This is a genomic window from Candidatus Binatus sp. (genome assembly GCF_036567905.1).
Classification (GTDB): domain Bacteria; phylum Desulfobacterota; class Binatia; order Binatales; family Binataceae; genus Binatus.
On record NZ_DATCTO010000102.1, the window covers coordinates 1 to 24178 of the forward strand.

Genomic DNA, 24178 nt, shown 5'->3' on the forward strand with positions numbered 1-24178 from the left:
TGCTTGCGCCCGGCGGCCCGATACTCATCCTGGCCGGCGCGGGCTCGGGCAAGACCCGCGCGCTGACCTACCGTATCGCCCACATCCTGGCCGAGCGCAAGGCGTCGCCCGCCGAGATGCTGGCGGTCACATTCACCAACAAGGCGGCCAACGAGATGCGCGAGCGCGTCATATCGCTGCTCGGTGACGGCAACTACGCGCGCATCCCGTGGGTCAGCACCTTTCATTCCGCGTGCGCGCGAATTCTGCGCCAGGAAGGCCACGCGCTCGGCTACGACCGCAATTTTTCGATCCTCGACGAAGGCGATTCGCTGGCCACGATTCGCCAGGTGCTCGGCGACGCCGCGCTGGCCGACTCGCCGCCGCTCGAACTTGCGCGCGCACGAATCGAGCAGGCCAAGAACGAGGCGGTCACGCCCGACGAAATGCAGGCGCGCGCCAAGCCCGGGCGCGAGGCCTCGATCGCGCAGATTTACCGGCTCTACCAGGAGCGGATGCGCGAGATGAACGCGATGGACTTCAGCGATTTGCAATTGCAAACCTGGCTGTTGTTCGAGCGCTTTCCCGAAATCCTCGAGAAATGGCAGCGGCGCGCGGCGCATTTGCTGGTCGATGAGTACCAGGACACCAATCGCGTCCAGTATTTGATCGTCAAGGCGCTCGCCGCGCGATCGGGAAATCTGTGCGTGGTCGGCGACGAGGATCAATCCATCTACCGCTGGCGCGGCGCCGACATCCGCAACATCCTCGATTTCGAGCGCGACTACCCGGCCGCGCAGATTTTCAAGCTCGAGCAAAACTACCGCTCGACGAAAACCATCCTTGCCGCGGCGGGCGCCGTCATCCGCAACAACACCGAGCGCAAGGTCAAAAACTTGTGGACCGAAAACGGCGCCGGCGAGCCGGTCACCTGCTTCACCGGCGTCACCGAGCGCGACGAGGCCGACTTTATCGCGCTCGAGATTGCGCGGCTGACAGGCGCGGGCGGATTCAGAGCCGCCGAGGTCGTGGTTTTCTACCGGGTCAACGCCCAGTCGCGCGCGATCGAAGAGGCTCTTGTGCGGCGGCGAATCCCCTACTACGTCGTGGGCGGCGTGCGCTTTTACGAGCAGCGCGACGTCAAGGATCTGCTCGCCTACATGCGCGTGATCGCCAATCCAGCCGACGCCGTCAGCCTCGAACGAATGGTCGGCACGCCGCCGCGCGGAATTGGCGCGAAGTCCTTCGAGGCGATTGCCGAACTGGCCGCGCGCGAGCGTATCCCGGCATTCGAGGCGATGGGCCGGCTCGAGACCTGCTCCAAGGTCGCGCTCAGAATCGCCAAGCAAGCTGGGATGCTCTATTCGTGGATGCATGATCTCAGCGCGCGCGCGCCCGGCATGAGCGTCCGCGGGATTGTCGAGGAAGTCGTGGCGCACAGTGGTTTCGAGGCGTACCTCGATACGCTCGACGACGCGCCGGCACGCAAGCAAAATCTCGCCGAGATGCTCTCCGCGGCCAGCGCCTTCGACGCCGAAAAGTCCGGCGGCGGTTTGTCCGAATTCCTCGAGCGGATCGCACTGGTCAGCGACACCGAGCAGATCGATTCCAGCGGCGGACGCGCGGCGCTGATGACGCTGCACACCTCCAAGGGCCTCGAATACCCAATCGTGTTTATGGCCGGGATGGAGGAAGGCCTGTTTCCGCATAGCCGCGCGGCCGGCATCGACGAGGAAGTCGAGGAGGAGCGCCGCCTGTGCTACGTCGGCATGACGCGCGCGCGGCAGTTGCTCTATCTGACCAACACGCTCTCGCGCGAAATCTACGGCGTGCGCCAGGAGTCGCGTCAATCGCGATTCTTGCGCGAAGTCGATGGCGCCCTGATTCGGCGTATCGCGCCCGCTCGCGAGACCTCGCCGATACGCCCGCTGTCGCCGCGCGAGTCCTACGTCGATTTCGCTGACAGCCAGTTGCCCGACGACGATCCGGGGCCCGGCGGCGATGGCTTTTCAACCGGCGCGCGCGTGATCCATCCGACCTTCGGCCGCGGAATCGTTCGCCGGCGCGAGGGGCGCGGCGACGGCGCCAAGGCGTGGGTTAATTTCGAGCGCGGCGGAATCAAGCTGTTGGTGCTGAAGTTCGCGAACCTGCGGTTGCTTGCGGACTGATCGGGCCGCTATCATTCTACTGAATGCGACCACGCCGCCCCGCATCCGAATCGTTCGCGCGGATCTTCGTTCGCCTTGCCCGGGAGTTTATGAAGCGCTTCATTGACATCGCGATTCGAATTCTCCCCGCCCTGCTCCTCGTCGCGTTGGTCGCGATCCCGGCCGCCAATGGCGCGTGGACCGAAGCCGAGTTCGAGCGTCGCCCGCTCTATGCCTACCCGCTTCCCCGCGGCAAGGACGACATCATCGGCAATCTCATTACGTACCAGATCCAGAAGGGCGACACGCTGCTCGACGTCGGGCGATGGTTCGGGGTGACGGCCAAGGAAATTTCCAACGCAAATGGCGGAATCGACTGGTGGGGCCCCCCGGTCGGCAGGCAAATCGTTCTGCCCGACGAGCACATCCTGCCCGATACGCCGCACGTGGGAATCGTGCTGAACATCCCCGAGATGCGGTTGTACTATTATTTTCCGTCGCCGACCGGACCGCTCCATCGCAAGGACAAGGTCACGCCCGCCAAGTTCGTCACCGGCAAGAAGCACTCTGCGGGCGGAGTCAGGCCGTCGGTGGTGTACACGTTCCCGGTCGGGCTGGGACGTTTCGATTGGAAAACGCCGGTCGGAGATTTTACGGTCCGCGGCAAGACCCACAACCCGACCTGGGTGGTGCCCGAGGACATCTACGAGGAACATCTCGAGCGTGACGGCGAGGCCGAGCATGTTGTCTCCGGCGACGATCCCGATAATCCGCTGGGCCATTACCGCATCGAACTGACTCTGCCCCAGTACGCCCTGCATGGCACCAACGTGCCGTGGGGCGTCGGCATGGAAGTCAGCCACGGATGCGTCCGGCTGTATCCCGAGGACATCGAGCGCCTGTTCAACAAGGTGAAAATCGGCACGCCCGGGAGGTTCGTCTATCAGCCGGTGAAGTTTGGATGGCGCGGCGACTCGCTCTACGTCGAGGTCCACGACGATCTCTACGGCCGTTACGCGGGCCTGTGGGCGTACGCGCAGAAGGAAGCCGACCGGCTGGGAATTACCGACCAGGTCGATATGCAGAAGCTCGAAAAAGCTGTCGAGCAGAAAAGCGGCGTCCCGACCTACGTGATGCCGGGACCGGTCCCCGGCAGCGCCAGCTAGTTGCGCGGCGCCGGGGCGGCTGTTGGCGCGCCCGGTGAATTGCTGCCGTTGCCCGCCGCGGCGCGCTTTTTCACCAGGTAAAAGTAGCGATGGCCCAGGCCGAACGGCCCCGGCCATTTAAGCCGCCGCACGAACTGCGTGCCGGCGACAGGCCCGCTCGCAATCGTGTATTCATCCACTTTCGCCGACGTGATCATCGGGATTCCAGCTTCGAGCTGCATCGTTTCGATCCCATGCCTGGGATAGCGATAGAGGTCTTCGCCGTTGAGCGCGTAGCCGGCATCGATCGCCGAGCGCACAACTCCCTCGCGTTCCAGTTGGTTGCGCGTTGCGAGGATTACCTGCATCCCGCGCTGATAGGCATACGTTCCGCCGAGCGACATCAGGCCCATCGCGAGCGTCATCGCCAATCCTGCCGCCTTGACCATCCTGCTTCGAGGCAGCGGTGCAAGCGCCAGCACGATTGCGCCGGCCGGGACCATCACCAGGTAGTAGCGGTCGTTGTAAAACCACAGCGGGATAGTCGCCGTCCAATAAATTATCGCGGCAATCACAATCGCAGCAGCCGCCCGTGAAAGGGTTCTGAAGATTTCCGCGAACGCGGCGATAAATCCGGCCGCGCCAAAACTTGCCAGCGTCAAGAACGCGTATTGCCAGTCTCCATCCCACGAAAAACGATTCAAATCCCCGCGCAGTATGAGCACGTTGCGCCACCCGCCGAAACAACTGCACTCCGGCGTCACGGGCAACCGATTGTCCATCCACATCAGGATCAGCGCGGCAGCGAAGATTCCAGCGCCGCCCAACGCCACCCGGCGCCATCGCGGCATCGCCAACTGTAGAATCGCAAGCGGAGACAGCACCATGCCCAGGTAAAGGACCGGACCGAGCACGCCCGCGCGGAGGTAGTTGGCCAGCGGCACAAGGAAAATGTAGTGGAAGCGATTTTCCTCAAGCTGCAGGTCCCATGGCTTCGGACCCAGCACCGTCAGCCAGATCCACAGCAACGTGCAGACCGCCAGCGCCGCGCCGAACGGCGCGAGCATCCCAAGCCATCGCGCGCGATTCAAACGACGCGTTCCGGTACGCCAGGCATTGTAATTGTAAAGCAGGACGGCGCCGGCGCACCCAGCTATCGCCATCGCACCGAACGGCCGAATCAGGAAAGCGATCACCGCCAGCGCCGCCGCTATCCACAGCCACAAATGCTCGCGCCGTCCGCCGGCGTTGGCGAAGGCCAGATGCGCCGCGACCAGCATCGTCAGGAACGGAATCTCGGTCATGAACGAAAAACTCAGGAAGGTGAAACAAGGATTGCAGATCAGCAGCCCGGTCGCCGCCAGCGCCTGCCATCGCGACGCTCCGCATTTGATCGCGAGCGCATGGAACATCACGCCGCACAGCACCGCCAGCGTCACTACCGAGATTTCCAGCGACACCGAGTCGGCGCCGAACGCGCGCGACCAGGCGGCGCCGTAGATCACCTGCGCGATCGGCATCGCCTGCGTGAAGCCGGCAAACCTGATCTCGCCGGTGCGCAGAAAACGGCGCACGGCGGAGCCGTACAGCCAGCTATCCACCACCGGCGCGTCGGTCAGCGGATGCAATATCGCCAGCGCGAACACGTACCATCCAACCACCGCCGCAGCCGCGGCCCATCCTGCGCGCCTCATCGAGTTCCGCCTTGCTCCGCTTTTGACCTATCCCTTATACTCCAAAACTGACTCGACCAACGGGACCGCGCCGATTTCAACCGAATCACACACCATGCGACAAGTAGCATTTCATCGTCCGTCTATCGGACCCGACGAGGAGCGCGAGGTTCTCGACACGCTGCGCTCGGGATGGATCACCACCGGACCCAAGGCCAAGCGCTTCGAGCAGGAATTTGCCGGCTACGTGGGCGCGAAGCACGCGCTGGCCGTTTCGCATTGCACCGGCGCGCTTCATCTTTCGCTATGGGCGCTCGGCATCGGTCCGGGCGACGAGGTCATCACCACGCCGTTCACCTTCACCGCGACCGCCGAGATTCTCGGCTACCTCGGCGCGCGGCCGGTGTTCGTTGACGTCGATCCCGGCACCTTCAACATCAACCCGGCGCGCATCGAGGAGGCGCTCGAGAGCGGCGCCAACAAACGGGTCCGCGCGATCCTGCCGGTGCACTTCGCCGGCCAGGCATGCGACATGGATCGGATCCTCAAAATCGCGCGCAACTACAATTTGAAAATTGTCGAGGATGCGGCGCACGCGGCCGGCTCCGCGCGCCACATGGACGGGCGCGGGATGGCGAAGGTCGGCACCATCGGTGACCTCACCTGTTTCAGTTTCTACGCGACCAAGAATTTCACCACCGCCGAGGGCGGCATGATCACCACCGCCGACGACGCGCTGGCCGAAAAAATCGCGGTCGCCAGCCTGCACGGGATGAACAAGGACGCGTGGAAGCGCTACGACAAGAGCGGCTCGTGGTACTACGAAATCCACGACATGGGTTTCAAGTACAACCTGTCCGACGTGCACGCCGCGATCGGATTGGCCCAGATCAGGCGCGCGGGAGACTTCATGCGCCGCCGTGGCGAGATCGCGCGCGCCTACAACGAGGCGTTTCGCGCCGACGACGCGCTGCAGACCGCCTACTCCGAGCCGGGGATCGAGCACGCCTGGCATCTCTACGTGCTGCGCATCCGGCCCGAGCGGCTCAAGCTCGGCCGCAATCAGTTCGTCGAGATACTGCGCGAGCGCGGCGTGGGATGCTCCGTGCACTGCATCCCGCTGCACACGATGCACTACTATCAGCGCAACTACGGCTATCGCAACGGCGATTTTCCGGTCGCCGAAGGCATCTTCAGCCGCTGCCTGTCGCTTCCCATCTACGCCTCGATGAGCGACGAAGATGTCGGCTACGTAATCGAAACCGTTCTCGCCATCGCCCGCGAAAACCGCCGCTGACCCGGGAGAACAACTGTGCGAGCATTGGTAACCGGCGGCGCGGGATTCCTCGGCTCCCATCTATGCGAGCGCTTGCTCAAAGACGGCCACGAGGTGATCTGCCTCGACAACTTCTTCAGCGGCAAGCGCGCCAACATCATTCACCTGCTCGGCAACCGGAATTTCGAATTCATCCGCCACGACGTCGTCGAGCCAATCCTGCTCGAGGTCGATCGCATCTTCAGCCTCGCCTGCCCCGCTTCGCCCGTGCACTACCAGTACAACCCGGTCAAGACCATCAAGACCAGCGTGATGGGCACCATCAACATGCTCGGCCTTGCCAAGCGCGTGCACGCGCGCATCCTGCTCAGCTCGACCAGCGAGGTTTATGGCGACCCCGAGGAGCATCCGCAAACCGAGTCGTACTGGGGCCACGTCAACCCGATCGGGGTGCGCTCCTGCTACGACGAGGGCAAGCGGGTGGCCGAATGCCTGATGATGGACTATCACCGGCAGAACAACGTGGACACCCGCATCGTGCGGATCTTCAACACTTACGGCCCGCGGATGGCGATCAACGACGGCCGCGTGGTTTCCAACTTCTGCGTGGCCGCGCTGCGCGGCGAGGATCTCGAGATTTACGGCGACGGCGCTTCCACCCGCTCGTTCGCCTACGTTGACGATATCATCGACGCGCTCGTGCGCATGATGAATCAGGACTCTCACATCGGCCCGATCAATGTCGGCAACCCCGACGAATTCACAATCGCGGAACTGGCCGAACTCGCCATCGAACTCTCATCCAGCTCCTCGAAAGTGATCCTCAAGCCGCCCCGCGCCGACGATCCCGTCCGCCGCAAGCCGAACATCGAGCTCGCGAAAAAGGTGCTCGGCTGGCAGCCGCATATCGCACTTCGGCCCGGCCTGGAAAAAACAATCCATCACTTCCGCGAAGTCCTGGACCTCCCGCGCAAATAGCGTTCGCGGGCGCGCGCGCCGCACCGCTTGCGATTCGTGCCATCCGGCGACAAGATAAGTTTAAGTCCTGTCTGCGCGAATCAGCGCCGCACCATGAATAGAAGGATTTCGCGAGCCGCATTCCCCCTGCTCTTGTCGATCGCGATCGCCTCGTGCTCCGCGACGCCGCCGCCTGCTCCTGCTGGGCCTGCACAGGTGGTGTATATGCCGCCCGCTGATGCGCCGCCGCCTGACGAATGGAATCTATTTCCCGATCCGACGACCGGCCGGGTTGACGTGTACCACGAGGGCGACTACGTCGGCGCGATCACCGGCGACGAGCCCGCCGACCCGGACCCGCCGATCCCGCATCCCGTCGCGCCCGCGAATTGACCGCGCGCGCCGCGCTCAGTCCTTGAGCAGGTTGCGCGCGATCACGACGCGCTGGATCTGCGAGGTGCCCTCATAGATCTGCAGCAGCTTCGCGTCGCGCATCAGCTTCTCCACCGGATAATCCTTCATGTAGCCGTAGCCGCCGAAAATCTGCACGGCGTCGGTCGTGATCCGCATCGTCGCGTCGGCGCTGAAGGCCTTCGCGTAGGCCGAAATCGTGTTGGCGCCGTGGCCGCGATCGACCAGCCAGGCCGCCTTGTAGGTCAGCAGCCGCATCGCTTCGATTTCGATCGCCATGTCGGCCAGCATGAACTGAATCGCCTGAAAGTTTGCGATCGGCTGCCCAAACGCGCTGCGTTGCTTCGAGTACTTGAGGCATTCGTCGAGCGCGCGCTGCGCAATTCCAATCGCGATCGCGCCAATCTCGGGCCGGCTGTGATCGAAGGTCGCCATCGCGTACTTGAAACCCTCGCCCTCGCGTCCGACCAGCGCGCTGGCGGGTATTCGCACGTCCTCGAAAAATATTTCGCCGGTGTCGGCGGCGCGTTGCCCGAGTTTCCCGTGCATCCGATTGCGCGTGATTCCCGCCACGCTCGACGGAAACACGAAGCACGAGATGCCCTTGTGCTTGAGCCGCTTGTCCGAGGTGGCAAACGTGACGTACCAGTCCGCGCGCGAGCCATTGGAGATGAAATGCTTGGTGCCGTTGAGGATGAACTCGTCGCCCTCGCGCCGGTACGCCGTACTCATCGCGGCAACATCCGATCCCGCGCCCGGTTCGGTGATCGCGAACGCGCAAAACGTCAGCTTCTTCACCAACTGCCCCAGGTAGGTCCGTTTCTGCTCGTCGCTGCCGGCGATTAGAATCGGCAGCGTCGCGAGGTCGTTGGCTCCCACCGCGTTCGAGATTCCCGAGCATCCGTAATTCAGCTCCTCGACGATCAGGCTCGTGTCGAGCACGCCGAGTCCCGGTCCGCCCAGCTCCTTGGGCACTCCAAAGTTCATCAGCCCCGCCGCGAACGCTTTCTCGCACACGTCCACCGGAAAAATTTCCTTCTCGTCGTATTCGCGCGCGCGAGGAATTATTTCCTGTTCGGCAAACCTGTGCGCCAGCTCCTTCAGTTCGCGCTGTTCGTCGGTCAAATCGAAACCAAGCATCTTATTATTCTCCACGATCCCGGCAGTGATCGATCATCGCGTCGCCGCAATTGGCTTTTAACCGTTAACCGACCGCGCGCTGCGAGGAAAGAGCCGCCGCGCCGCGCATCGATTCGCCTTGAAAAACAGCGCGCGTCCGAATACGACGGTAGTTGAATTCGATCGCTCAAGGAGACCCACGATGCCGATTACTGTGATTGCGAAACTTAAAGTGAAGCCCGGCAGCGAAGCCGCGTTCGAAGCCGCGGGCAAGGAAATGATCGCGACGGTGAAAACCTCCGAGCCCGGCACCCTCGCCTACGTCCTGCACAAGAACACCAAGGACCCGACCGAATTCACCTACTACGAGGTTTACCAGGATCAGGCTGCGCTCGATTCCCACGGCAAGACCGATCACATGAAGGCATTCGGCGGAAAAATCGGCGGCCTGCTCGCCGGACGTCCCGAGATTGCGGTGCTTCAGGAAGTCGCGCGCAAATAGCGCCGCGGCCGCCGGGCGCAAGCGAGGCAGGTGAGGATGCGATATTTTAGTACTTAAAGTAATCGTTTAAGTTCGATGCGCTCCACCCTCGCCATCCTCGGCGGCCCGCCGCTTCGCACCCGCCCCTTCGCCACGTGGCCGGTGTTCGACGCCCGCGAGCGTGAGCAGCTCGACGACGTCCTCACCTCGTCCAACTGGGGCGGCTTCCCCAGCCCCAATCGCAAGGCTGCCGAGTTCGCCGCCGCATTCGCCGCGTATCACGGCGCTCGCTTCGCTATCCCGACCACTTCCGGCACCAGCGCGCTCGAAGTCGCGCTCAAGGCGCTCGGCATCGGCGCCGGCGACGAGGTCATTGTGCCCGCGATCACTTTCGCGGCGACCGCCTACGCTGCCGTCGCATGCATGGCGCGTCCGATCTTCGCCGACGTCAGCGCCGCCAACGCATGCATCGATCCGGACTGCGTCAAGCGGCTGATCACGCGCCGCACCAAGGCGATCGTTCCCGTCCACTACGGCGCGTCGCTCGCCGATCTCGACGCGCTCACGGAAATTTCGCGCGCGCATTCGATTGCGCTCGTCGAGGATTGCGCCCACGTTCCCGGTGCTCAATTCCGCGGGCGCGGCGTCGGTACTCATGGCGCTCTCGGATGCTTTAGCTTTCAGTCCACCAAGCCGATGACTGCGGGCGAAGGTGGAATGATCACGACCGACGACCCCGACCTCGAGCAACGATGCCAGTCGCTGATCAATTGCGGGCGTCGCCGCCCCGGCGACACTTTCGAGGGACCGCTGATGGGCGCGAACTACCGGATGACGGAATGGCAATGCGGAATTCTGCTCGCGCAACTCGCGCGCCTTCCCGAACAGATCGAGCGCAAGAGCCGCGCCGCCGCCCGCCTGCGCGAAGGACTCGGCGCAATCAAGGGGATTAGTCCGATCGCGCGCGATCCACGCGTCACGCGCGAGGTCATCTACGCGTTCGTTTTTCTGGTCGATGAATCCGCACTCGGCGTCTCGCGTAACCGATTCGTCCGCGCGATGCGCGCCGAGGGCATCCCATGCGGCGTCGGCAACGATCCCGTTTATCGATCCGCGCTCTTGCCGCGCGAGTCTGCCGTCTATCGCAAAGCCTGCGAACTTGCAGGCGCTGCCAACGTCGAGCGGACCTCGATTGATTGCCCGGTCGCCGAACGACTCTTCGAGCACGCGATGGTCGCGGTACCGCACGAATGCCTGCTCGGCGACGATCGCGACGTTGACGACATCATCGCCGCAGCCAGGAAAGTGGCTTCCAGAGCCGCTGACCTCGCGGCAGCGAGCCTCGAAAAATCGAGCTAGCATGAGTCCCCTCTACGCCGGCGCCGCGCGAGTAAAGCTCGATCCTCCCGTCGGTCTCGCGATGCTCGGCTACGGCAATCGCGTCGGCCGTGCGACCGGCGTGCACGATGACCTCGCAGCGCAGGCACTCGTGCTCGATAACGGCGGCGCGAAAGTGGCGATCGCCGGGGTTGACGTGCTCGCGCTTGGCAATCGCATCGCCGACGATGTCCGCGAGCGCGCCGCCGCCGACACCGGCATCCCCGCCGATTCGATCCTGATTTGCGCCACTCACACCCATTCCGCACCCGCCTTCAACATTTTCGCGACTCCGCGCGCCGCGGCAATTCCCGCCGACGGCCGCGACCTCGAATGGGAGCGCGCGCTGCCCGGGAAAATCGCGTCCGCAATCGTTCAAGCGCATAAAAATCTCGCGCCCGCGACGCTGCGCGCCGCCACCGCTCGATTTACGCTCGGAATCAATCGCCGCCTGATGCGTCCGAACCGGCAAATTCAGCTTGCCGCCAACGACGCCGGCCCGGCTGACGCCGAAGCCAATGCGCTCGGCGCGTACCGTCCAAATGGAAGTCCAATCGCGTTCATCATGAACTATCCGTGCCACGGCGTTGTGCTGTGCGAGGACAACCTGCTCTACTCGCGCGATTGGCCCGGCTTCGCGATGGACGAAATCGAAAGCGCGGCTGGCTCCGGCGCCGGCCCGCACCCAATATCGATTTTCCTTCAGGGCGCGACCGGCAACATCGATCCACGCAGCCGCGGCAATTTCGAAGTCGCCGAGCAATCCGGCCGCGCGATGGGTCGCGGCGCGTTCGACGCGCTCGAGCACGCGCCCTCGATTGCCGGCTCGCCAGTCGCCACGCGTAGAGTCGCGCTCAACCTCAAACTCAAGGATCGCCGCGCCGAGCTTGCCATCGCGCGCGATTGCGCCGCCCAGACCCAAGCCTCGCTCGACAATCATCGTGGCGGCGCCGGCTATCAGTTGAAGCGCCTGCGCGACCATCACGCACAGTCACTTTCGGCGCTGAGCGCTCTGGAAGCCCTCGGGGAGCAAAATCGCCGCGACCGCCGCGTTGACATGGCGCGCCGCGAGCTGGCCACCACGATGACCATCGTCACCATCGGGAAGCTCGCCGTCGTCGGCGTCCCGGGCGAACTTTTCGTCGAGCTTGGTCTCGCGATAAAGGCAACCCCGTACTTCGATCAAACTTTTGTCGCCGGCTACTGCAACGACCTGATCGGATATATTCCCACCGGCGCCGCGTATGCCGAGGGCGGTTATGAAGTCGATACCGCGCGGATCGCCGCCGGCAGCGGCGAGACGATCGTCGATACCGCACTCTCCGCGCTCGCCGCGATGCGCGTGTAGCCCGTGCGCGAGATTCGGCATCGCGAGCTTGCCCAGATACGCGCCTCCGGCGGCGCGCAAATTGTTGACGTGCTTCCGTCGCACGAGTACGGCGCCGCGCATATCCGCGGCGCCGTTCACATTCCGCTCCGCCGCATTATCCGCGACGCGCCCGGGTCTTTGGACCGCACGCGCCCGGTCGTTGTCTATTGCCGCGATTGCTTGTGCGACCTCAGCGCGCGAGCTGGGACGCAGCTCGAGCTGCTGGGATTCACCGAGGTCCGCCACTACTTCCGGGGCAAGGCCGATTGGATCGTCCGCGGATTGCCCACCGATCCACCGACGCCGCTCTCAGAGCGGATACGCGCGCTTCCTTATTTCGTCAACAATCTCGCGCCCGGCCTGCGCTCCGGTTGGATTCGCTATTCGGACCGCGTGCGCGCCGGCGAGTTCACGGGCGACGACGAAAACCTCGTCCGCCTCGGCCCCGAAGATTCCGTTGCGCCGGCCTCGCCCGATTCGCCGACGCCGCGCGCCGTCGTGCTCACTCCCGATGGAGTCCTGCTCGGCGCGATCGAACAATCCGAGTCCGCACCGCGCGCGCTCGCGGCGATGAATCCCGGTCCGCAAACGATTCGCCCCGACATGACGCCGCGGCTCGCCGCGAAACTGATGGCCTCGAATCCGTACCTGATTGTGACGACCGCAATGGGAAACTATCTCGGCCGGTACCTCGCGCCCCAAGCTCAGCGGTCCCGCTCCCGTTCCTTCTGACTCGGGCGCAGGGGCTGGCCGCTGCTATCTCTCGATCACTCCGTCGCCCGAAATATCCAGATGGTACGCGCGCTCGCGCGCAAGCTGCTCGGGCCGCGCGCGATAGTACTCGACCTGCGCCGCGCCGGGGATCGCAGCGATAACGTCGGCGACGGCCACCGTCGTGAAACCGTGGCGGCGGAAGAATCCGCCCGCATCGGTGCTGAACAGGTACAGACGACGCGCGCCGCGCGTGTGCGCGGCCTTGCGCGCCGCCGCGATCAACGCGCCGCCGATTCCGCGCCGGCGCATCGATTCATTCACGTACAGCGACCGTAGCAGCGCCGCGTCGATCTTCGACTCGACGCCGATCACTCCGACCGCTTCATCGCCGACATACGCAAAGATGTAACAGGCGGCCGGCCATTCGATTCCGTCCGTCATCATGCCGGCCCGCGCGAGCATCTCGCGCACGCGCGCGAGGTCACGCGTCTGCTCGATTACGAGTTCGCCTGCGCGATGCTTGCGTATGGCCACGGCGCGATCGGTGAATCTACTTCTTCGGCGGCGGAAAAAGCTGCGCGCCGGCGTCTTCGTCCACCACGGTGATCGCTTTGACCGGACACGAACGCGCCGCCGAGACAATTACCGAGTCGCCCGCGCCCGTCGGGTTGACGACTTCGGACTTGCCGTCGACGCCGAGTTGAAACACGGCGGGCGCAGTTTCCACGCAGTCGCCGCTGCCGATGCAACGGGTTTTGTTCACGGTGATCGAAAAAAACTTCGCCATCGCTGCCTCCGGGTTGTGGATGAAGAATAGAATCCGCACTCGGCGCGCCGCAAGTAGATCACTGTTTCAATCGCCCGGTCGTGCGCGCGCGCAATTGAATCCGCCCGCAGCGCGGCTAATACTCATTCGCGATGGGGCAAATCGCCGGCACCGGAATCGACGTTATCGAGGTCGAACGCATCGAGCGCGCTCTCACGCGGGCCGCCACGGGCGAGCGTTTTCGCGCCCGCGTCTTCACGCCAGGCGAGGTCAGGTACTGCGAGTCGCGCGGGCGTCCCCGCTACCAGAGCTACGCCGCGCGTTTCGCCGCCAAGGAAGCGACGATGAAGGCGCTCGGCACGGGATGGAACCGCAACGTCGGATGGAGCGAGATCGAAGTGGTGCGCGAGCGCGGCAAAGCGCCGACCATCGCGCTATCAGGCAAGGCTGCTGCCTTCGCGCAAGGAAAACAGATCACGCGCTTTCATCTGAGCATCACCCATACCGCGGCCCAGGCTATCGCCCACGTCATCGCCGAAACCTGACGTCCGGCTACTTCGACGGCGCCGATCCCGGCGGCGCCTTGGCCATGTACAGCGCCGCAGGCTTGTTGAGTTGCGCGAAACTGAAATCGCTGAGCGAGAACACCGCCTTGCTCGCGCTTGAAGATGCGTAGCACTCCGACTGCGGTCCGGCCGGCTCGCCGGGAATTGGCGGGGTCGTTGGCTTGACGCTGATCTTCGCGAGCTTGACCGCGCCCAGCTCTTTGCCGTCCTTGCCGACGAGCGTGATTTCAGCCGCGGGATTGTCCAGCCCGAACGGCTGAGCGCTCGGCATCGGATCGGCGACGATCGATTGGCCCTTTAGATCGCGGAACTGATTGAGCAAGCGCTCCACGACCGGAATGCCGGCCTCGGTCGTCTTGCCTCCTGCGATCACGTTCCAGTCCGCGCCCGCGCGCTTGAGCGTGAATTTGCCGTCGCTGTTTTTGACTTCGACGCTCGCAACCGCCTCGGGATCGACCTTCAGAATCGTTCGGTTGCGAAAATCCAGCGCCGACTTGTCCAGGCTGCTCATCACGTACCCGGCCACGGCGTAAACCGGCGCGCGCTCTCCGCGGCGCACGTAAATTCCGCCCTTCCCCTGCTCGCTCTGTTTGAAGCCGAACAGCATCGATTGCTGCTCGCCGCTCTTGAGCACCACCGTCGCCGTCAGATGCGGCTTTTCGAGCCCGTATTGCGTGACGTTGCCGGGCGCATCGGCGATAAAGTCGGACGCCTTCGCGTTGACCAGCGTGCTCAGCGCAGTCCGCACCGCCGTGTCGTCGGCCGGGTACGGCGCGGGCTTGACGATTTTCCACTGGTCGCCGTCGCGATCGATTTCAATCGTCGGCGCATTGTCGCGCGCGATGATCAGCTTTTGAACGTCGTCGAGTTTGAATGCCATCAAGTCGCGGACGCGCAAATCGTTGACCGTCTTGTTCATTCCGGCCGAGAACACGGCTTCGGTCAGCAGCACGGCGGGACTGCCGGCGAGCCGGACATAAGCGTTGAACCCAATCGGCGTCGATTTCCCGACTTCGATTGTGGGCAATGTTTTCTTGCCGAAGGTCGTGACCGTGACGGTCGTGGCCGCAGGCTTAAGCCCGAATGGCGCAACATCCGCCGGCTTCTCATCGACGGTGCGGACCACGGCGCAATCGGCGATTGCGCGGGCGAGGTTGTTGGCCTGCGTCTGGTCGGCGTCGGCTCCGATTGGCTTGACCAGCCGCCACGGCTTACCCTGGTCGCGCTCGAGCACGATGTCCCGGTCAGCGTAGTGCAGTTCAATTTTGGCGATATCGTCCTGCTTGACGGCGAGCAGCTTGCGCTGCGCCTCCGGTGAGGAATAACGGCCGACGATAAAGGCGTAGCCGCCGACAATCGCAAACAGGATCAGAACGATAATGGTGTTGCGCAGCCGCATCGGACTTGAGTCGGATCAGAGGACGCCTCAGTTGCGCCGTTCCCACCACACTACGATCCCGGCGATCAGCAGCATCTCGGGCAGCAACAGCACCGCAAACGCAAACACGATCGAGAATTGCCCGGTGGTCAGGCGAAAGCGCGACGCGCGGATAGAGCGCGGCCTGATCGAGATCGAATTTTCCTCGCCGGTCAGCCAGTCGGCGCTATTGACGAAAAAATCGCGGTTGAAGAACTGCGTCGCGTATTGATTGTCGGCGAACTCGGTGCTGCCGAACACCACCATCCGCGCGTCGCCCTTGCCCAAGCCGAACTGCTCGAGGTTGCCGTCCACCGCCATCACCACCGCGATCGGCCCGCGCGTGTCCTTGGCCGTCAGTTCGGCCTTCTGCTGCCGGAACAGCGTGTCGAGATCGACCTCCGCCCACGACGTGTCGCTGGTCTTGGCGATCGGAGTGACGGTCAGTCCCGGTTTCAGATTGGGTTCGGCGCTGAGCGACCGCGCCATCGGGAACACGGTGCGCTGCTTGAAATCCTTGGTAATCGGATGCTCGCCGTAGGTCTGCACGATTGGATTGAGGCCGAGCGCGGGACCTTCGAACAGCCTGACCACCTGGTCCACCACGATATCGTTGCCGACCTTGACCCCCCAATCGCCGGCCAGCTTCACCATCGCGGCTTCGTCAATTGGATTGTCGGGGCGCTGCGGCCGGTACATCGCGATCATGCGCCCGCCCTGTTTCAGATAGTCATTCAACGAATCGATCTCGTGCTGGCCGAGCGGCTTGATCGGTCCGGCGACCACGACCAGATTGGCGTCGTCGGGCACCTTGGGCAATTGCGCGAGTTCGAGCTTGCGGACCTCGTAGCCCTCGCCTTCCAAATCTTTCTTGACGGTGCCGTAGCCCGACTGGGCTCCGGCATCGTCGGGATCCGCCTCGCCGTGCCCGTCGAGGAACTCGACTACCTTCTTGCTGCTCCTGGTCGCGCGAATGATCGCGTTGGTCAGCGCTTCCTCGGTGAGTTCGGTGACGTTGGTGCCCTCGCCGTTGTCGCCGCCGTACTGCAGATGCGTGGTGCCCATTACCGACACTTTGAAGCGCTCGGCGAGCTCGGGATGCTTGTCGGGATCGACCAGTTCGTAAGTGAGCTTGGGCGAGTAGTACGCAAATGTCTCGTAGAGTTCCCGCGCAGCGGGACTGTCGCCGCCCTGGAAGAAGCCGTAAAACTTGAGCGGCTTCTGCAAACCCTTGACCACGTTCACCGACTGGCTCGAAAGGCTGTAAACCTTCTCGGCCGTCAGGTCGAGCCGCGTATGATGGAGCGTCGAGATATAGTTAATCGCGACCAGCAGCCCGATGTAGGCCGCCGAGTAGATGACGGCGTTGGCGCCGTAGCGCGCCGAGCGCCCGGTCGTGATCGACGAAAGCTCGGAGCGGCTCGAAGTGATCCACAGGACTATCGCGAAGATGCCGCAGATCAGGTTGACCCACACGAACAGCCGAAAGCCGCTCGAGATAAAATAGTCCACCAGCCCGAATGAGAGAAGAACCAGGCCGAGAATTCCGTAAAGCGCCGCTGATCGCCGCATCCGCTCCTCTACCTTACCGCCATCGCGCCGACTCGACCGAGCGTTGGGTCAAGAACAGCGCCACGAAGATGAGACTCAGGAAATAAACGATGTCGCGCGTGTCGATGATACCGGTGACCATCTGCGCGAAATGGTCCGGCAGCGAGAGATAGCGCACCAAGCCCACCAGCGACCCCCCGCCTGCCTGCGCCGGCCACGATATGACGAACAGCAGCAGCAGCAAGCCGAAGCAACTGATCGCCGCGATGATCTGATTCTGGGTGAGCGAGCTGGTGAACAATCCTATCGAGACGAACGAAATCGACAGGAACGCCAGTCCGAGATAGCCGGAGAACATCACCCCGACCTCCGGATTGCCGAAGGCTACGAGGATCAGCGGAAACATCCCGGCCAGCCCTATCATAATCAGCATAAAAGCCGCCGCCGCGATGAATTTCCCCGCGACGATCTCGCCGGTCCGGATCGGAGCTGTCAGCAGAAGCTCGTAGGTGCCGGTCCGCTTCTCTTCGGCAAAACTTCGCATTGTGATCGCCGGCACCAGGATGACCAGCACGATCGCCAGATTGTGCAGCATCGGCTCGATTACCCGCTCGTTGAGATTCAAGCGCTGCAACACCTCGGGATTTTGCATCGCGGAGTAGGCGGTCAGTGTCACTTCGAAGTAGCGCAGCAGCGCGAAGAAAAAGAAGCCGCCCAGCAGCAGGAACACCGTCATCACGACGTAGGCAACCGGTTGCAGGAAATACCCCGCGAGTTCCTTGCCCGCGATTGTAAAAGAATTTTTCATTCGAGCGGCACGGGTCGCCTAGGTATGCCCCGCTCCGACCTCCTCCAGCGTTTCCTCGGCGCTCGCGCCGCCTTCGTGACGCTCCTTGGTGATGGCGTTGAGGAAAATATCTTCGAGCGAGGTCCCGGCCGGGAGCTTCTTCAAGTATTCCTCGAGTACTACCCGGCCTTCGGCGATGATCACGACCTTGTCGCAGATCTGCGAGACCTCGGGCAGGATGTGGGTCGAGAGCACGACCGTTCGGTTGCCCGCGAGATGGTGAATCAGATCGCGAATTTCGTGAATCTGCCGCGGATCGAGACCGATCGTCGGTTCGTCGAGGACCAGCACGGGCGGATCGTGAATCAACGCCTGCGCCAGGCCGACGCGCTGGCGATAGCCCTTGGATAGCTGGCCGCAAATCCGATGCGACATGTCGGCGAGGCCGCAAACTTCGAGCACGTGCTCGAGCGCCGGCTCGATCTTCGCGCGCGGGACGCCGCGGAGTTTCGCGACAAACCGGAGATAGGCTTCGACCCGCATGTCGGGATACAGCGGGGGATTTTCGGGCAGGTACCCGATTTTGCGGCGCGCCTCGAGCGATTGCGAAAAGATATCGAGTCCGTCGATCAAGACGGTGCCCGCGGTCGCCGGCATATAGCCCGTGATGATGCGCATCGTGGTGGTCTTGCCGGCGCCGTTGGGGCCGAGAAAGCCGAGGATGGAACCGTTCTCGGCTTTGAACGATACGTCTCTTACCGCGACAAAGTTGCCGTAAGCTTTAGTAAGGTTTTTTACCTCAATCATTCAGGTCGTCCGATTCCAGAGCCACCGAGACGCCGTGGCCGGCTCAGCTTCAATTGACGAAGCATACTGCCCGGCAATTCAATCAACAACAGACCAACCGAGTAATTAAGCACACCACGCCAAACTGTCAATACAACGAAACAGCGATCTGACTCGGGCAATATTTTCGATTGACTGTCGCGGCGCTTTTGCTTTGAGAACCGTATCGGATAGTTTCGATTGATGGGCGCAGAGCGCAAGCAACTCATTTTGGTCGACGGCTCCGGGTACATCTTCCGCGCTTTTTTCGCGCTGCCGCCGATGAATACCTCGCGCGGACTGCCGACCCAGGCGGTGTACGGCTTCATCCGGATGATTCTGAAGCTGTTGAAGGACGTGCGCCCGTCGCATCTCGCGATCGTCTTCGACTCGCCGAAAAAAACTTTTCGCGACGACCTGTTCGCCGATTACAAGGCCAACCGCGCCGAGGCGCCCAACGACCTTGTCGTGCAGATTCCCTACATCCATCGCGTGGTCGAGGCGTTTCGGATCAAGTCGCTGATGCTCGATGGATTCGAGGCCGACGACGTGATTGGCACGCTCGCCAAGCGCGCGGCGCACGAGCATTTCATCGTCACGATCATCACCGCCGACAAGGACTTCATGCAACTGGTCGGCCCGCATGTCACGCTGTGGGACACGATGCGCGATCGGCGAATCGGAGTGCGCGAGGTCAAGGAGCGCTTCGGCGTCGAGCCGGCGGCGCTGGTCGATATCCAGGCGCTCACGGGAGATACGATCGATAATATCAAGGGTGTGCCGGGGGTCGGCGAGAAAACGGCCGTGGCGCTGGTCAAGCAGTTCGCCAGTGTGAAGGGAATCTACGAGAACCTGGACCGTATCGAGGAAAGCGGAATTCGCGGAGCGAGAAAAATCGCGGGCCTGCTCGGTGAGCATCGCGCGGCGGTGGACCTGGCGCGACGATTGGTGCGCATCGACACCGAGGTGCCGCTCAGCGTCGAGCCGGACGAATTCGCGTGGCGGGGGGTGGACGAGCACGCGGCTGCGCAACTGATGCGCGAGCTGGAGTTCCATTCGATCCTGCGCGAGATATCGCCGTCGCAAGTGGAGCTTCCCGGTCTGGAATCGAAATCGAAGCCGGCGCCCACCGTCGCCGGGAAAGATCTCGCCGACGCGCTTGAAACTCTGGCCGGCGCGCCGCGCATCGCGTTTGACCTCGCCGTCGCCGCGGCCGGTCAGGACCGGCTGCAGCTCGCAAGCGCCGACCAAACAATCGTCGTCGATCATGACGGGATCGCCAGCGCAGCGCCAATTCTCGGCTCCGAGCGCCCGCTCAAATCGTGCCACGATCTGAAGACTCAAATCGGAGCGTTCGCCCGCCACGCAATCGCGCTCAAAGGCGTCGATTTCGACACGATGCTGGCGGGCTTTCTGATCAATTCGGGAAAGCCGGAGCCGTCGCTGACAGACTTGTATCACGAGTACCTGGCGCCGCTTGGCGCCGGCGGTGCACCGGGCACCAATGCGGAGCTGGTGAGAGATCTTCGCGAAGCGCTGGCGGCGCGGCTGGAAGCCGACGGGCTCGCGTCGCTGTTCGACGAGATCGAGATGCCGACCGCGCCGATTCTGGCGGCGATGGAAGCCGCGGGAATCGGCATCGACGCCGACGCGCTCAAGATCATCTCGAAGGAATTTGCCGAGCAACTGAATCGGCTGGAACGCGAGTGCTACCAGCTGGCCGGCCGCGAGTTCAATCTCAACTCGCCCACGCAGTTGCGCGAGCTGCTGTTCAACGAGTTGAAACTTTCGGCCAAGGGCCTGAAAAAAACCAAGAGCGGTTTCTCGACCGACGCCGATACGCTCGAAAAGCTCGCGGCGGTGCATCCCATGCCGCGCAAGCTGATCGAATACCGCACGATTTCGAAATTGAAATCCACTTACGCCGACGCGCTGTCCGAGGCGATCCGCTCGGGCACCGGGCGAATTCACACGACCTGGCATCAGGCGCTGGTCGCGACCGGACGGGTCAGCTCAAGCGATCCGAATCTGCAAAACATCCCGACCCGCAGCGCGGAAGGCCGCCGGATTCGCCGGGCGTTCGTGCCCAAGCCGGGATGCATCTTCGTCTCAGCCGACTATTCCCAGATCGATCTGCGCGTGCTGGCTCATCTGTCGGGCGACCAGACATTGGTGGACGCATTCAACACCGGCCAGGACATCCACGTGCGCACCGCGACCGAGGTGCTGGGAATCACGCCGGACAAAGTCAACACCGAAGCGCGGCGGCTGGCCAAGGTGATAAACTTCGGGATTATTTACGGGATGGGGCCGCAGCGGCTGGCGGGCGAGCTCGGGATTGCGCTGGCGGAGGCCTCGGACTACATCAAGCGCTACTTCGAGCGGCTGGCGGGCGTGCGTGCGTGGCTGGACGAGACCGTTCGCAACGCGCGCACGACGGGCTACGTAACGACGATGTACGGGCGGCGCCGTTATCTGCCGGAGCTAAACGCCCTGCCGGGCGGGGCTCGGGCGCAGGCAGAGCGAATCGCCATTAACACGCCGATCCAGGGCACGGCGGCAGACCTGATAAAACTCGCTATGATACGGCTGGACGGGGTGCTGCGAGAGCGCGGGCTGGGCACGCGGATGATTCTGCAGGTGCATGACGAACTGCTGCTGGAAGCGCCAAAAGACGAGTGGCAAGAGGCGGCCGAGCTGGCAAAACGCGAAATGGAGGGGGTCGCCAAACTCAAAATTCCACTGAAGGTGGAGCTGAAATCCGGACCAAACTGGGCTGAGATGACCGGCGCGGCATGAAAAATCCGCTGAATTTAGTCACCCGCACCTGCGTCTACTTAAGTTGAGAACACCAGGCCACCACGACGGTGATGAAGCCGAGCTAATCGATCGCTCCCGCAAGGGCGATTCCGAGGCGTTTGGCGTTTTGGTGGAACGTTATCAGCGCCGGGTGGTCGGAGTCGCGCTGGCGGTAGTACACAATCAGGATGACGCGCTTGAACTGGCGCAAGAAACCTTTGTCCGCGCCTTTGAAAACCTTTCGAAATTCGAATCGCGATCGAGCTTTTCAACTTGGCTGTATCGAATCGCGGCCAACCTCGCGATCGATTTCTGGCGCCGCGAGGGACGCCATGTGGTCCTTCATGGAGAAGACGCCGATAATGAAATCAGCAGGATGCCGACCAGCCAGGGAGATTCATTCAAGGAAGTCAGTCGCAGTGAACTCTCGGCGCGCCTAAAGCAAGCGCTGGAGGAGTTGACGCCGGAACATCGTGCAGTGATACTTTTACGCGAAGTCGAAGGAATGTCGTACGACGAAATCAGCGACGTTTTGCAGTGTCCGAGAGGAACGGTCATGAGCAGGTTGCACTATGCCCGAACCCACCTGCGCAACATCTTGAAGGACGTGGCCGGGAGCTGAGCGCGATATGGCTGAATGCGGTGAAATAGGCATGATGCTCGGCGCGTTCGAGGACTCCGAACTCGAGCCCAACGAGATGCAGGAAGTCGCGTTTCATCTGGCGCGATGCGAATCCTGCACCGGAATCCTGGCCGATTACTCGACGCTCGGACGCGACCTCAGATCGATTGCGGCAGAGCCGTCGCTGGCAGGATTTTCGAGCGCCGTGATCGCTCGGGTCGATCGCCTGCCACAGCCGGTGCTGACCAGAGTCGCGCGTTTCCTGAGGCGCCAGGCGGACTCGGTCGGTTCGGGCTTCGCCTGGGGCGGCGCGGTAGCGGCGTTCGCCGTCGTGACGATAATTCTGATGACTCCGTATGCTGAGCAGTTCGCCAATCCAGCGCCGCACTCGGCCACTTCGATCGCCAAGGCCGAGCACGAAGCCGCCGCGGCGGCAAATCAAGTGGCGGAAGCGACGCCCGGCGAGCCTACAATGGCGGATAACGATTCTCATGCCGACATCTCGCGGCTCGAGTCGGAAAACCATTCGGTCGCAGTCTGGAGCGAGCCTCGCAGGGACACGACCGTCATTTGGTTGCCCGATCAGCCTTAGGTCGCCATGACGCTGCGCCCCGGTAGCCTCGCCTGCCTCATCATCGCGATCACGGCCTTCGGAGCGCAGGGTATCACCTACGCTCAGGCAGGACCGAGGCAGGTGACCGTTTATATCGACTCGGTTATGGCCGCGGATACCAACGAGGGAACCGACCCGCGGCTGGCGCCGATGGGCGCGAAGCTGCGGGGCCTATTCGGCTTTTCGACTTACAGCCTGATCGGCCACAGCGAGGGGCAGACCGATTGCGGCAAGATGATCGCGTTCACCTTGCCGGGCGGCAAAATTCTCCACGTGCAGCCACGCGCCATCGACGGCGACATGATCGCGATGGAGATCGTGCTGTTCGACGGAACGCGCCCGCTGATGACCACCGACCTGAAGCTCAAGAACAATGGGACGTTGATCGTCGGCGGCCCGCGCTACGAGCAGGGAATGATGATCATCTCGATTGGCGCAAGCACCGGCGGGTCGCATCCGATGCAGGCACAAGTGGGCACCCCGGCCCAGGCAAATACCCGCTAGCAGGGGGTGACCCCTGCACCCGCAGGGCTGAGCCCTGCACCCGGTATTAACGCCGCGCTCCGTTGTCGCGCGCGGTCACTGCCGCGGGCGCGCGGTTTCTTAAATACTGGCCTGTCGTGCCAACGACCGCCCACCGTTGGCGGGCGCGGCCCTTGCCAACGGCTTAATACTGCGCTGCCGTCGCCACGGCCAGGGGTGCCCCCTGGCCACCGTTAATCGAAAAATCCGTAGGATGCGTCTTTTTCTCCCGCGGCCGAGAGCGGGAGACGCGTTGCGCGTATCTCGCGATTTATGTTGCGCCGTCGCCGCCGCGACCAACCGCGCCCCCGTCGCAACGGGCGCCCACCGCGCAGGTGATTCTTTCCTCATCCTCTCGACCCCGTCGCCTTATTTCACGGCACCCGCCCGCCAACGGAGCGCGGTCAGAGCCGGTCGAAATAAGGCGCGACGCGGCCGTCGAAGTGGAACTCGCGCGCCAGCGCAATCCACTTGCGATCGATCCCGTGCATCGGCTCCGGCAAACGGTCGAGCGGGAAGAAACCGGCGGCAATCGCCTCGAGCGGATTGGGCTTCAGCTCGCCGCCGACGATTCGACAATAGAAAAGCATCGAGTAGATATGCCGGGCGGGTGAGCCGTACTTCTTGCTGTCGATTACGGCGATCAGGCGCTCGGGCTCGACGATAAGCCCGGTTTCCTCGCGTGCTTCCTTGGCCGCGTTCTCGGCGGGCGATACGCCGACATCGCAGAACCCGGTGGGATACCACCATTTGCCGGTCGGCCGCTGAATCAACAGAATTTCGTCGCGCTGGTTGAATGCGATCACGCCGCATCCCGATGCCGCCGTGACATATCCTTCGTAACCGGCGATCACCTGCTCGCGCCATCGCCGGCGCAATGCTTCGGCATCTTCGTCGCTCGCACCGGCCAGGACCGCATGGATTCGGGCGGCCTCTTTGAGCAATTCCTCGTAGCGTTCGGAGTCGAAGCCGTCGGGCTTGAAGGCAAGTCCGGTCCGCGCGATCGCGGTTATACGTTCTATGAAGCGCGCCAGTTCGGCGAGCAGATCAGAATCCGGCATT

At 63.1% G+C, this 24178-nt stretch carries 23 protein-coding genes; 14 read left to right on the top strand and 9 right to left on the bottom strand.

The annotated features are described in order from the left end of the window. Nucleotides 1-2147, top strand: a 2147-nt coding sequence (locus VIO10_RS15855) for an ATP-dependent helicase (protein WP_331966526.1), incomplete at its 5' end; no start/stop codon positions are given. A gap of 89 nt (nt 2148-2236) precedes the next feature. Then, complete coding sequence (locus VIO10_RS15860; protein ID WP_331966529.1) at nt 2237-3292, top strand: L,D-transpeptidase family protein; 1056 nt, start codon at nt 2237-2239, stop codon at nt 3290-3292. On the opposite strand, the gene VIO10_RS15865 is transcribed toward VIO10_RS15860, so the two are convergent. Then, entirely contained in the window at nt 3289-4965 is a 1677-nt protein-coding gene (locus VIO10_RS15865; RefSeq protein ID WP_331966532.1) for a hypothetical protein, read from the bottom strand. The two genes, VIO10_RS15860 and VIO10_RS15865, sit on opposite strands and share 4 nt — an antisense overlap. A gap of 94 nt (nt 4966-5059) precedes the next feature. On the opposite strand from VIO10_RS15865, the gene VIO10_RS15870 reads away from it, so the two are divergent. The 3 genes from VIO10_RS15870 to VIO10_RS15880 all read left to right on the top strand — a co-directional run bounded on the left by VIO10_RS15870 (nt 5060) and on the right by VIO10_RS15880 (nt 7570). Further along, nucleotides 5060-6241, top strand: coding sequence for a DegT/DnrJ/EryC1/StrS family aminotransferase (locus VIO10_RS15870; RefSeq protein ID WP_331966535.1), 1182 nt, complete (start codon nt 5060-5062; stop codon nt 6239-6241). 15 nt (nt 6242-6256) lie between these two features. Next, nucleotides 6257-7198 (top strand): UDP-glucuronic acid decarboxylase family protein, encoded by a 942-nt coding sequence (locus VIO10_RS15875; RefSeq protein WP_331966538.1) that lies wholly within the window; start codon nt 6257-6259, stop codon nt 7196-7198. Between the two features lie 204 nt (nt 7199-7402). Next, nucleotides 7403-7570, top strand: coding sequence for a hypothetical protein (locus tag VIO10_RS15880; protein WP_331966541.1), 168 nt, complete (start codon nt 7403-7405; stop codon nt 7568-7570). A gap of 15 nt (nt 7571-7585) precedes the next feature. Here the strand turns inward: VIO10_RS15880 and VIO10_RS15885 are convergent, their stop codons facing one another. Next, nucleotides 7586-8728: an acyl-CoA dehydrogenase family protein gene (locus VIO10_RS15885; RefSeq protein ID WP_331966544.1), complete on the bottom strand. Its 1143-nt coding sequence runs from the start codon at nt 8726-8728 to the stop codon at nt 7586-7588. Nucleotides 8729-8909: 181 nt separating this feature from the next. Between VIO10_RS15885 and VIO10_RS15890 the strand changes: the two genes are divergently transcribed. From VIO10_RS15890 to VIO10_RS15905, 4 genes are all read left to right on the top strand, one after another. Then, nucleotides 8910-9209 carry a putative quinol monooxygenase gene (locus VIO10_RS15890; protein WP_331966547.1) on the top strand — a complete coding sequence of 100 codons (300 nt, stop codon included), beginning with the start codon at nt 8910-8912 and terminating at the stop codon, nt 9207-9209. Between the two features lie 75 nt (nt 9210-9284). Further along, nucleotides 9285-10547: a DegT/DnrJ/EryC1/StrS family aminotransferase gene (locus tag VIO10_RS15895; RefSeq protein WP_331966550.1), complete on the top strand. Its 1263-nt coding sequence runs from the start codon at nt 9285-9287 to the stop codon at nt 10545-10547. A 1-nt stretch (nt 10548) separates the two neighbouring features. Further along, nucleotides 10549-11913 carry a neutral/alkaline non-lysosomal ceramidase N-terminal domain-containing protein gene (locus tag VIO10_RS15900; RefSeq protein WP_331966554.1) on the top strand — a complete coding sequence of 455 codons (1365 nt, stop codon included), beginning with the start codon at nt 10549-10551 and terminating at the stop codon, nt 11911-11913. A gap of 3 nt (nt 11914-11916) precedes the next feature. Continuing rightward, nucleotides 11917-12666, top strand: coding sequence for a rhodanese-like domain-containing protein (locus tag VIO10_RS15905; protein ID WP_331966557.1), 750 nt, complete (start codon nt 11917-11919; stop codon nt 12664-12666). Nucleotides 12667-12690: 24 nt separating this feature from the next. Here VIO10_RS15905 and VIO10_RS15910 read toward each other — a convergent pair whose 3' ends face one another. Both VIO10_RS15910 and VIO10_RS15915 read right to left on the bottom strand, forming a co-directional pair. After that, entirely contained in the window at nt 12691-13182 is a 492-nt protein-coding gene (locus VIO10_RS15910; protein ID WP_331966560.1) for a GNAT family N-acetyltransferase, read from the bottom strand. A gap of 16 nt (nt 13183-13198) precedes the next feature. After that, nucleotides 13199-13435, bottom strand: coding sequence for a ferredoxin (locus VIO10_RS15915; protein ID WP_331966563.1), 237 nt, complete (start codon nt 13433-13435; stop codon nt 13199-13201). Between the two features lie 131 nt (nt 13436-13566). On the opposite strand from VIO10_RS15915, the gene acpS reads away from it, so the two are divergent. After that, a complete protein-coding gene (acpS, locus tag VIO10_RS15920) occupies nt 13567-13959 on the top strand; it encodes a holo-ACP synthase (RefSeq protein ID WP_331966566.1) in 393 nt (130 codons plus the stop codon). 7 nt (nt 13960-13966) lie between these two features. Here the strand turns inward: acpS and VIO10_RS15925 are convergent, their stop codons facing one another. From VIO10_RS15925 to VIO10_RS15940, 4 genes are read right to left on the bottom strand one after another with little or no spacing between them, the layout of a single operon-like run. Continuing rightward, nucleotides 13967-15379: a DUF4340 domain-containing protein gene (locus tag VIO10_RS15925; RefSeq protein WP_331966569.1), complete on the bottom strand. Its 1413-nt coding sequence runs from the start codon at nt 15377-15379 to the stop codon at nt 13967-13969. 27 nt (nt 15380-15406) lie between these two features. Beyond that, nucleotides 15407-16969, bottom strand: a complete 1563-nt coding sequence (locus VIO10_RS15930; protein WP_331966572.1) for a GldG family protein — start codon at nt 16967-16969, stop codon at nt 15407-15409. A 13-nt stretch (nt 16970-16982) separates the two neighbouring features. Then, nucleotides 16983-17756: an ABC transporter permease subunit gene (locus VIO10_RS15935; RefSeq protein ID WP_331966575.1), complete on the bottom strand. Its 774-nt coding sequence runs from the start codon at nt 17754-17756 to the stop codon at nt 16983-16985. Between the two features lie 18 nt (nt 17757-17774). Continuing rightward, nucleotides 17775-18542, bottom strand: coding sequence for an ABC transporter ATP-binding protein (locus VIO10_RS15940; RefSeq protein ID WP_331966579.1), 768 nt, complete (start codon nt 18540-18542; stop codon nt 17775-17777). A 222-nt stretch (nt 18543-18764) separates the two neighbouring features. On the opposite strand from VIO10_RS15940, the gene polA reads away from it, so the two are divergent. From polA to VIO10_RS15960, 4 genes are read left to right on the top strand one after another with little or no spacing between them, the layout of a single operon-like run. Then, nucleotides 18765-21359, top strand: a complete 2595-nt coding sequence (gene polA, locus VIO10_RS15945; RefSeq protein ID WP_331966582.1) for a DNA polymerase I — start codon at nt 18765-18767, stop codon at nt 21357-21359. Nucleotides 21360-21402: 43 nt separating this feature from the next. After that, on the top strand, nt 21403-21981 hold the full coding sequence (locus tag VIO10_RS15950; RefSeq protein ID WP_331966585.1) for a sigma-70 family RNA polymerase sigma factor: 579 nt from the start codon (nt 21403-21405) through the stop codon (nt 21979-21981). 7 nt (nt 21982-21988) lie between these two features. Beyond that, nucleotides 21989-22573, top strand: a complete 585-nt coding sequence (locus VIO10_RS15955; protein WP_331966588.1) for an anti-sigma factor family protein — start codon at nt 21989-21991, stop codon at nt 22571-22573. A 6-nt stretch (nt 22574-22579) separates the two neighbouring features. Further along, nucleotides 22580-23098 carry a hypothetical protein gene (locus tag VIO10_RS15960; protein ID WP_331966591.1) on the top strand — a complete coding sequence of 173 codons (519 nt, stop codon included), beginning with the start codon at nt 22580-22582 and terminating at the stop codon, nt 23096-23098. 422 nt (nt 23099-23520) lie between these two features. Here the strand turns inward: VIO10_RS15960 and VIO10_RS15965 are convergent, their stop codons facing one another. Continuing rightward, nucleotides 23521-24177 (bottom strand): NUDIX hydrolase N-terminal domain-containing protein, encoded by a 657-nt coding sequence (locus tag VIO10_RS15965; RefSeq protein WP_331966593.1) that lies wholly within the window; start codon nt 24175-24177, stop codon nt 23521-23523. Nucleotide 24178: the final 1 nt, after the last annotated feature.

Excerpts from the sequence above, each read along its gene's own strand:
- VIO10_RS15960 (WP_331966591.1), top strand. The coding sequence starts at position 22,580 with ATGACGCTGCGCCCCGGTAGCCTCGCCTGCCTCATCATCGCGATCACG.
- VIO10_RS15925 (WP_331966569.1), bottom strand. The coding sequence starts at position 15,379 with ATGCGGCTGCGCAACACCATTATCGTTCTGATCCTGTTTGCGATTGTC.
- VIO10_RS15860 (WP_331966529.1), top strand. The coding sequence starts at position 2,237 with ATGAAGCGCTTCATTGACATCGCGATTCGAATTCTCCCCGCCCTGCTC.
- VIO10_RS15895 (WP_331966550.1), top strand. The coding sequence starts at position 9,285 with ATGCGCTCCACCCTCGCCATCCTCGGCGGCCCGCCGCTTCGCACCCGC.
- VIO10_RS15890 (WP_331966547.1), top strand. The coding sequence starts at position 8,910 with ATGCCGATTACTGTGATTGCGAAACTTAAAGTGAAGCCCGGCAGCGAA.
- VIO10_RS15880 (WP_331966541.1), top strand. The coding sequence starts at position 7,403 with ATGCCGCCCGCTGATGCGCCGCCGCCTGACGAATGGAATCTATTTCCC.
- polA (WP_331966582.1), top strand. The coding sequence starts at position 18,765 with ATGGGCGCAGAGCGCAAGCAACTCATTTTGGTCGACGGCTCCGGGTAC.
- VIO10_RS15900 (WP_331966554.1), top strand. The coding sequence starts at position 10,549 with ATGAGTCCCCTCTACGCCGGCGCCGCGCGAGTAAAGCTCGATCCTCCC.
- VIO10_RS15865 (WP_331966532.1), bottom strand. The coding sequence starts at position 4,965 with ATGAGGCGCGCAGGATGGGCCGCGGCTGCGGCGGTGGTTGGATGGTAC.
- VIO10_RS15940 (WP_331966579.1), bottom strand. The coding sequence starts at position 18,542 with ATGATTGAGGTAAAAAACCTTACTAAAGCTTACGGCAACTTTGTCGCG.
- VIO10_RS15955 (WP_331966588.1), top strand. The coding sequence starts at position 21,989 with ATGGCTGAATGCGGTGAAATAGGCATGATGCTCGGCGCGTTCGAGGAC.
- acpS (WP_331966566.1), top strand. The coding sequence starts at position 13,567 with ATGGGGCAAATCGCCGGCACCGGAATCGACGTTATCGAGGTCGAACGC.
- VIO10_RS15935 (WP_331966575.1), bottom strand. The coding sequence starts at position 17,756 with ATGAAAAATTCTTTTACAATCGCGGGCAAGGAACTCGCGGGGTATTTC.
- VIO10_RS15915 (WP_331966563.1), bottom strand. The coding sequence starts at position 13,435 with ATGGCGAAGTTTTTTTCGATCACCGTGAACAAAACCCGTTGCATCGGC.
- VIO10_RS15930 (WP_331966572.1), bottom strand. The coding sequence starts at position 16,969 with ATGCGGCGATCAGCGGCGCTTTACGGAATTCTCGGCCTGGTTCTTCTC.
- VIO10_RS15965 (WP_331966593.1), bottom strand. The coding sequence starts at position 24,177 with ATGCCGGATTCTGATCTGCTCGCCGAACTGGCGCGCTTCATAGAACGT.
- VIO10_RS15870 (WP_331966535.1), top strand. The coding sequence starts at position 5,060 with ATGCGACAAGTAGCATTTCATCGTCCGTCTATCGGACCCGACGAGGAG.
- VIO10_RS15885 (WP_331966544.1), bottom strand. The coding sequence starts at position 8,728 with ATGCTTGGTTTCGATTTGACCGACGAACAGCGCGAACTGAAGGAGCTG.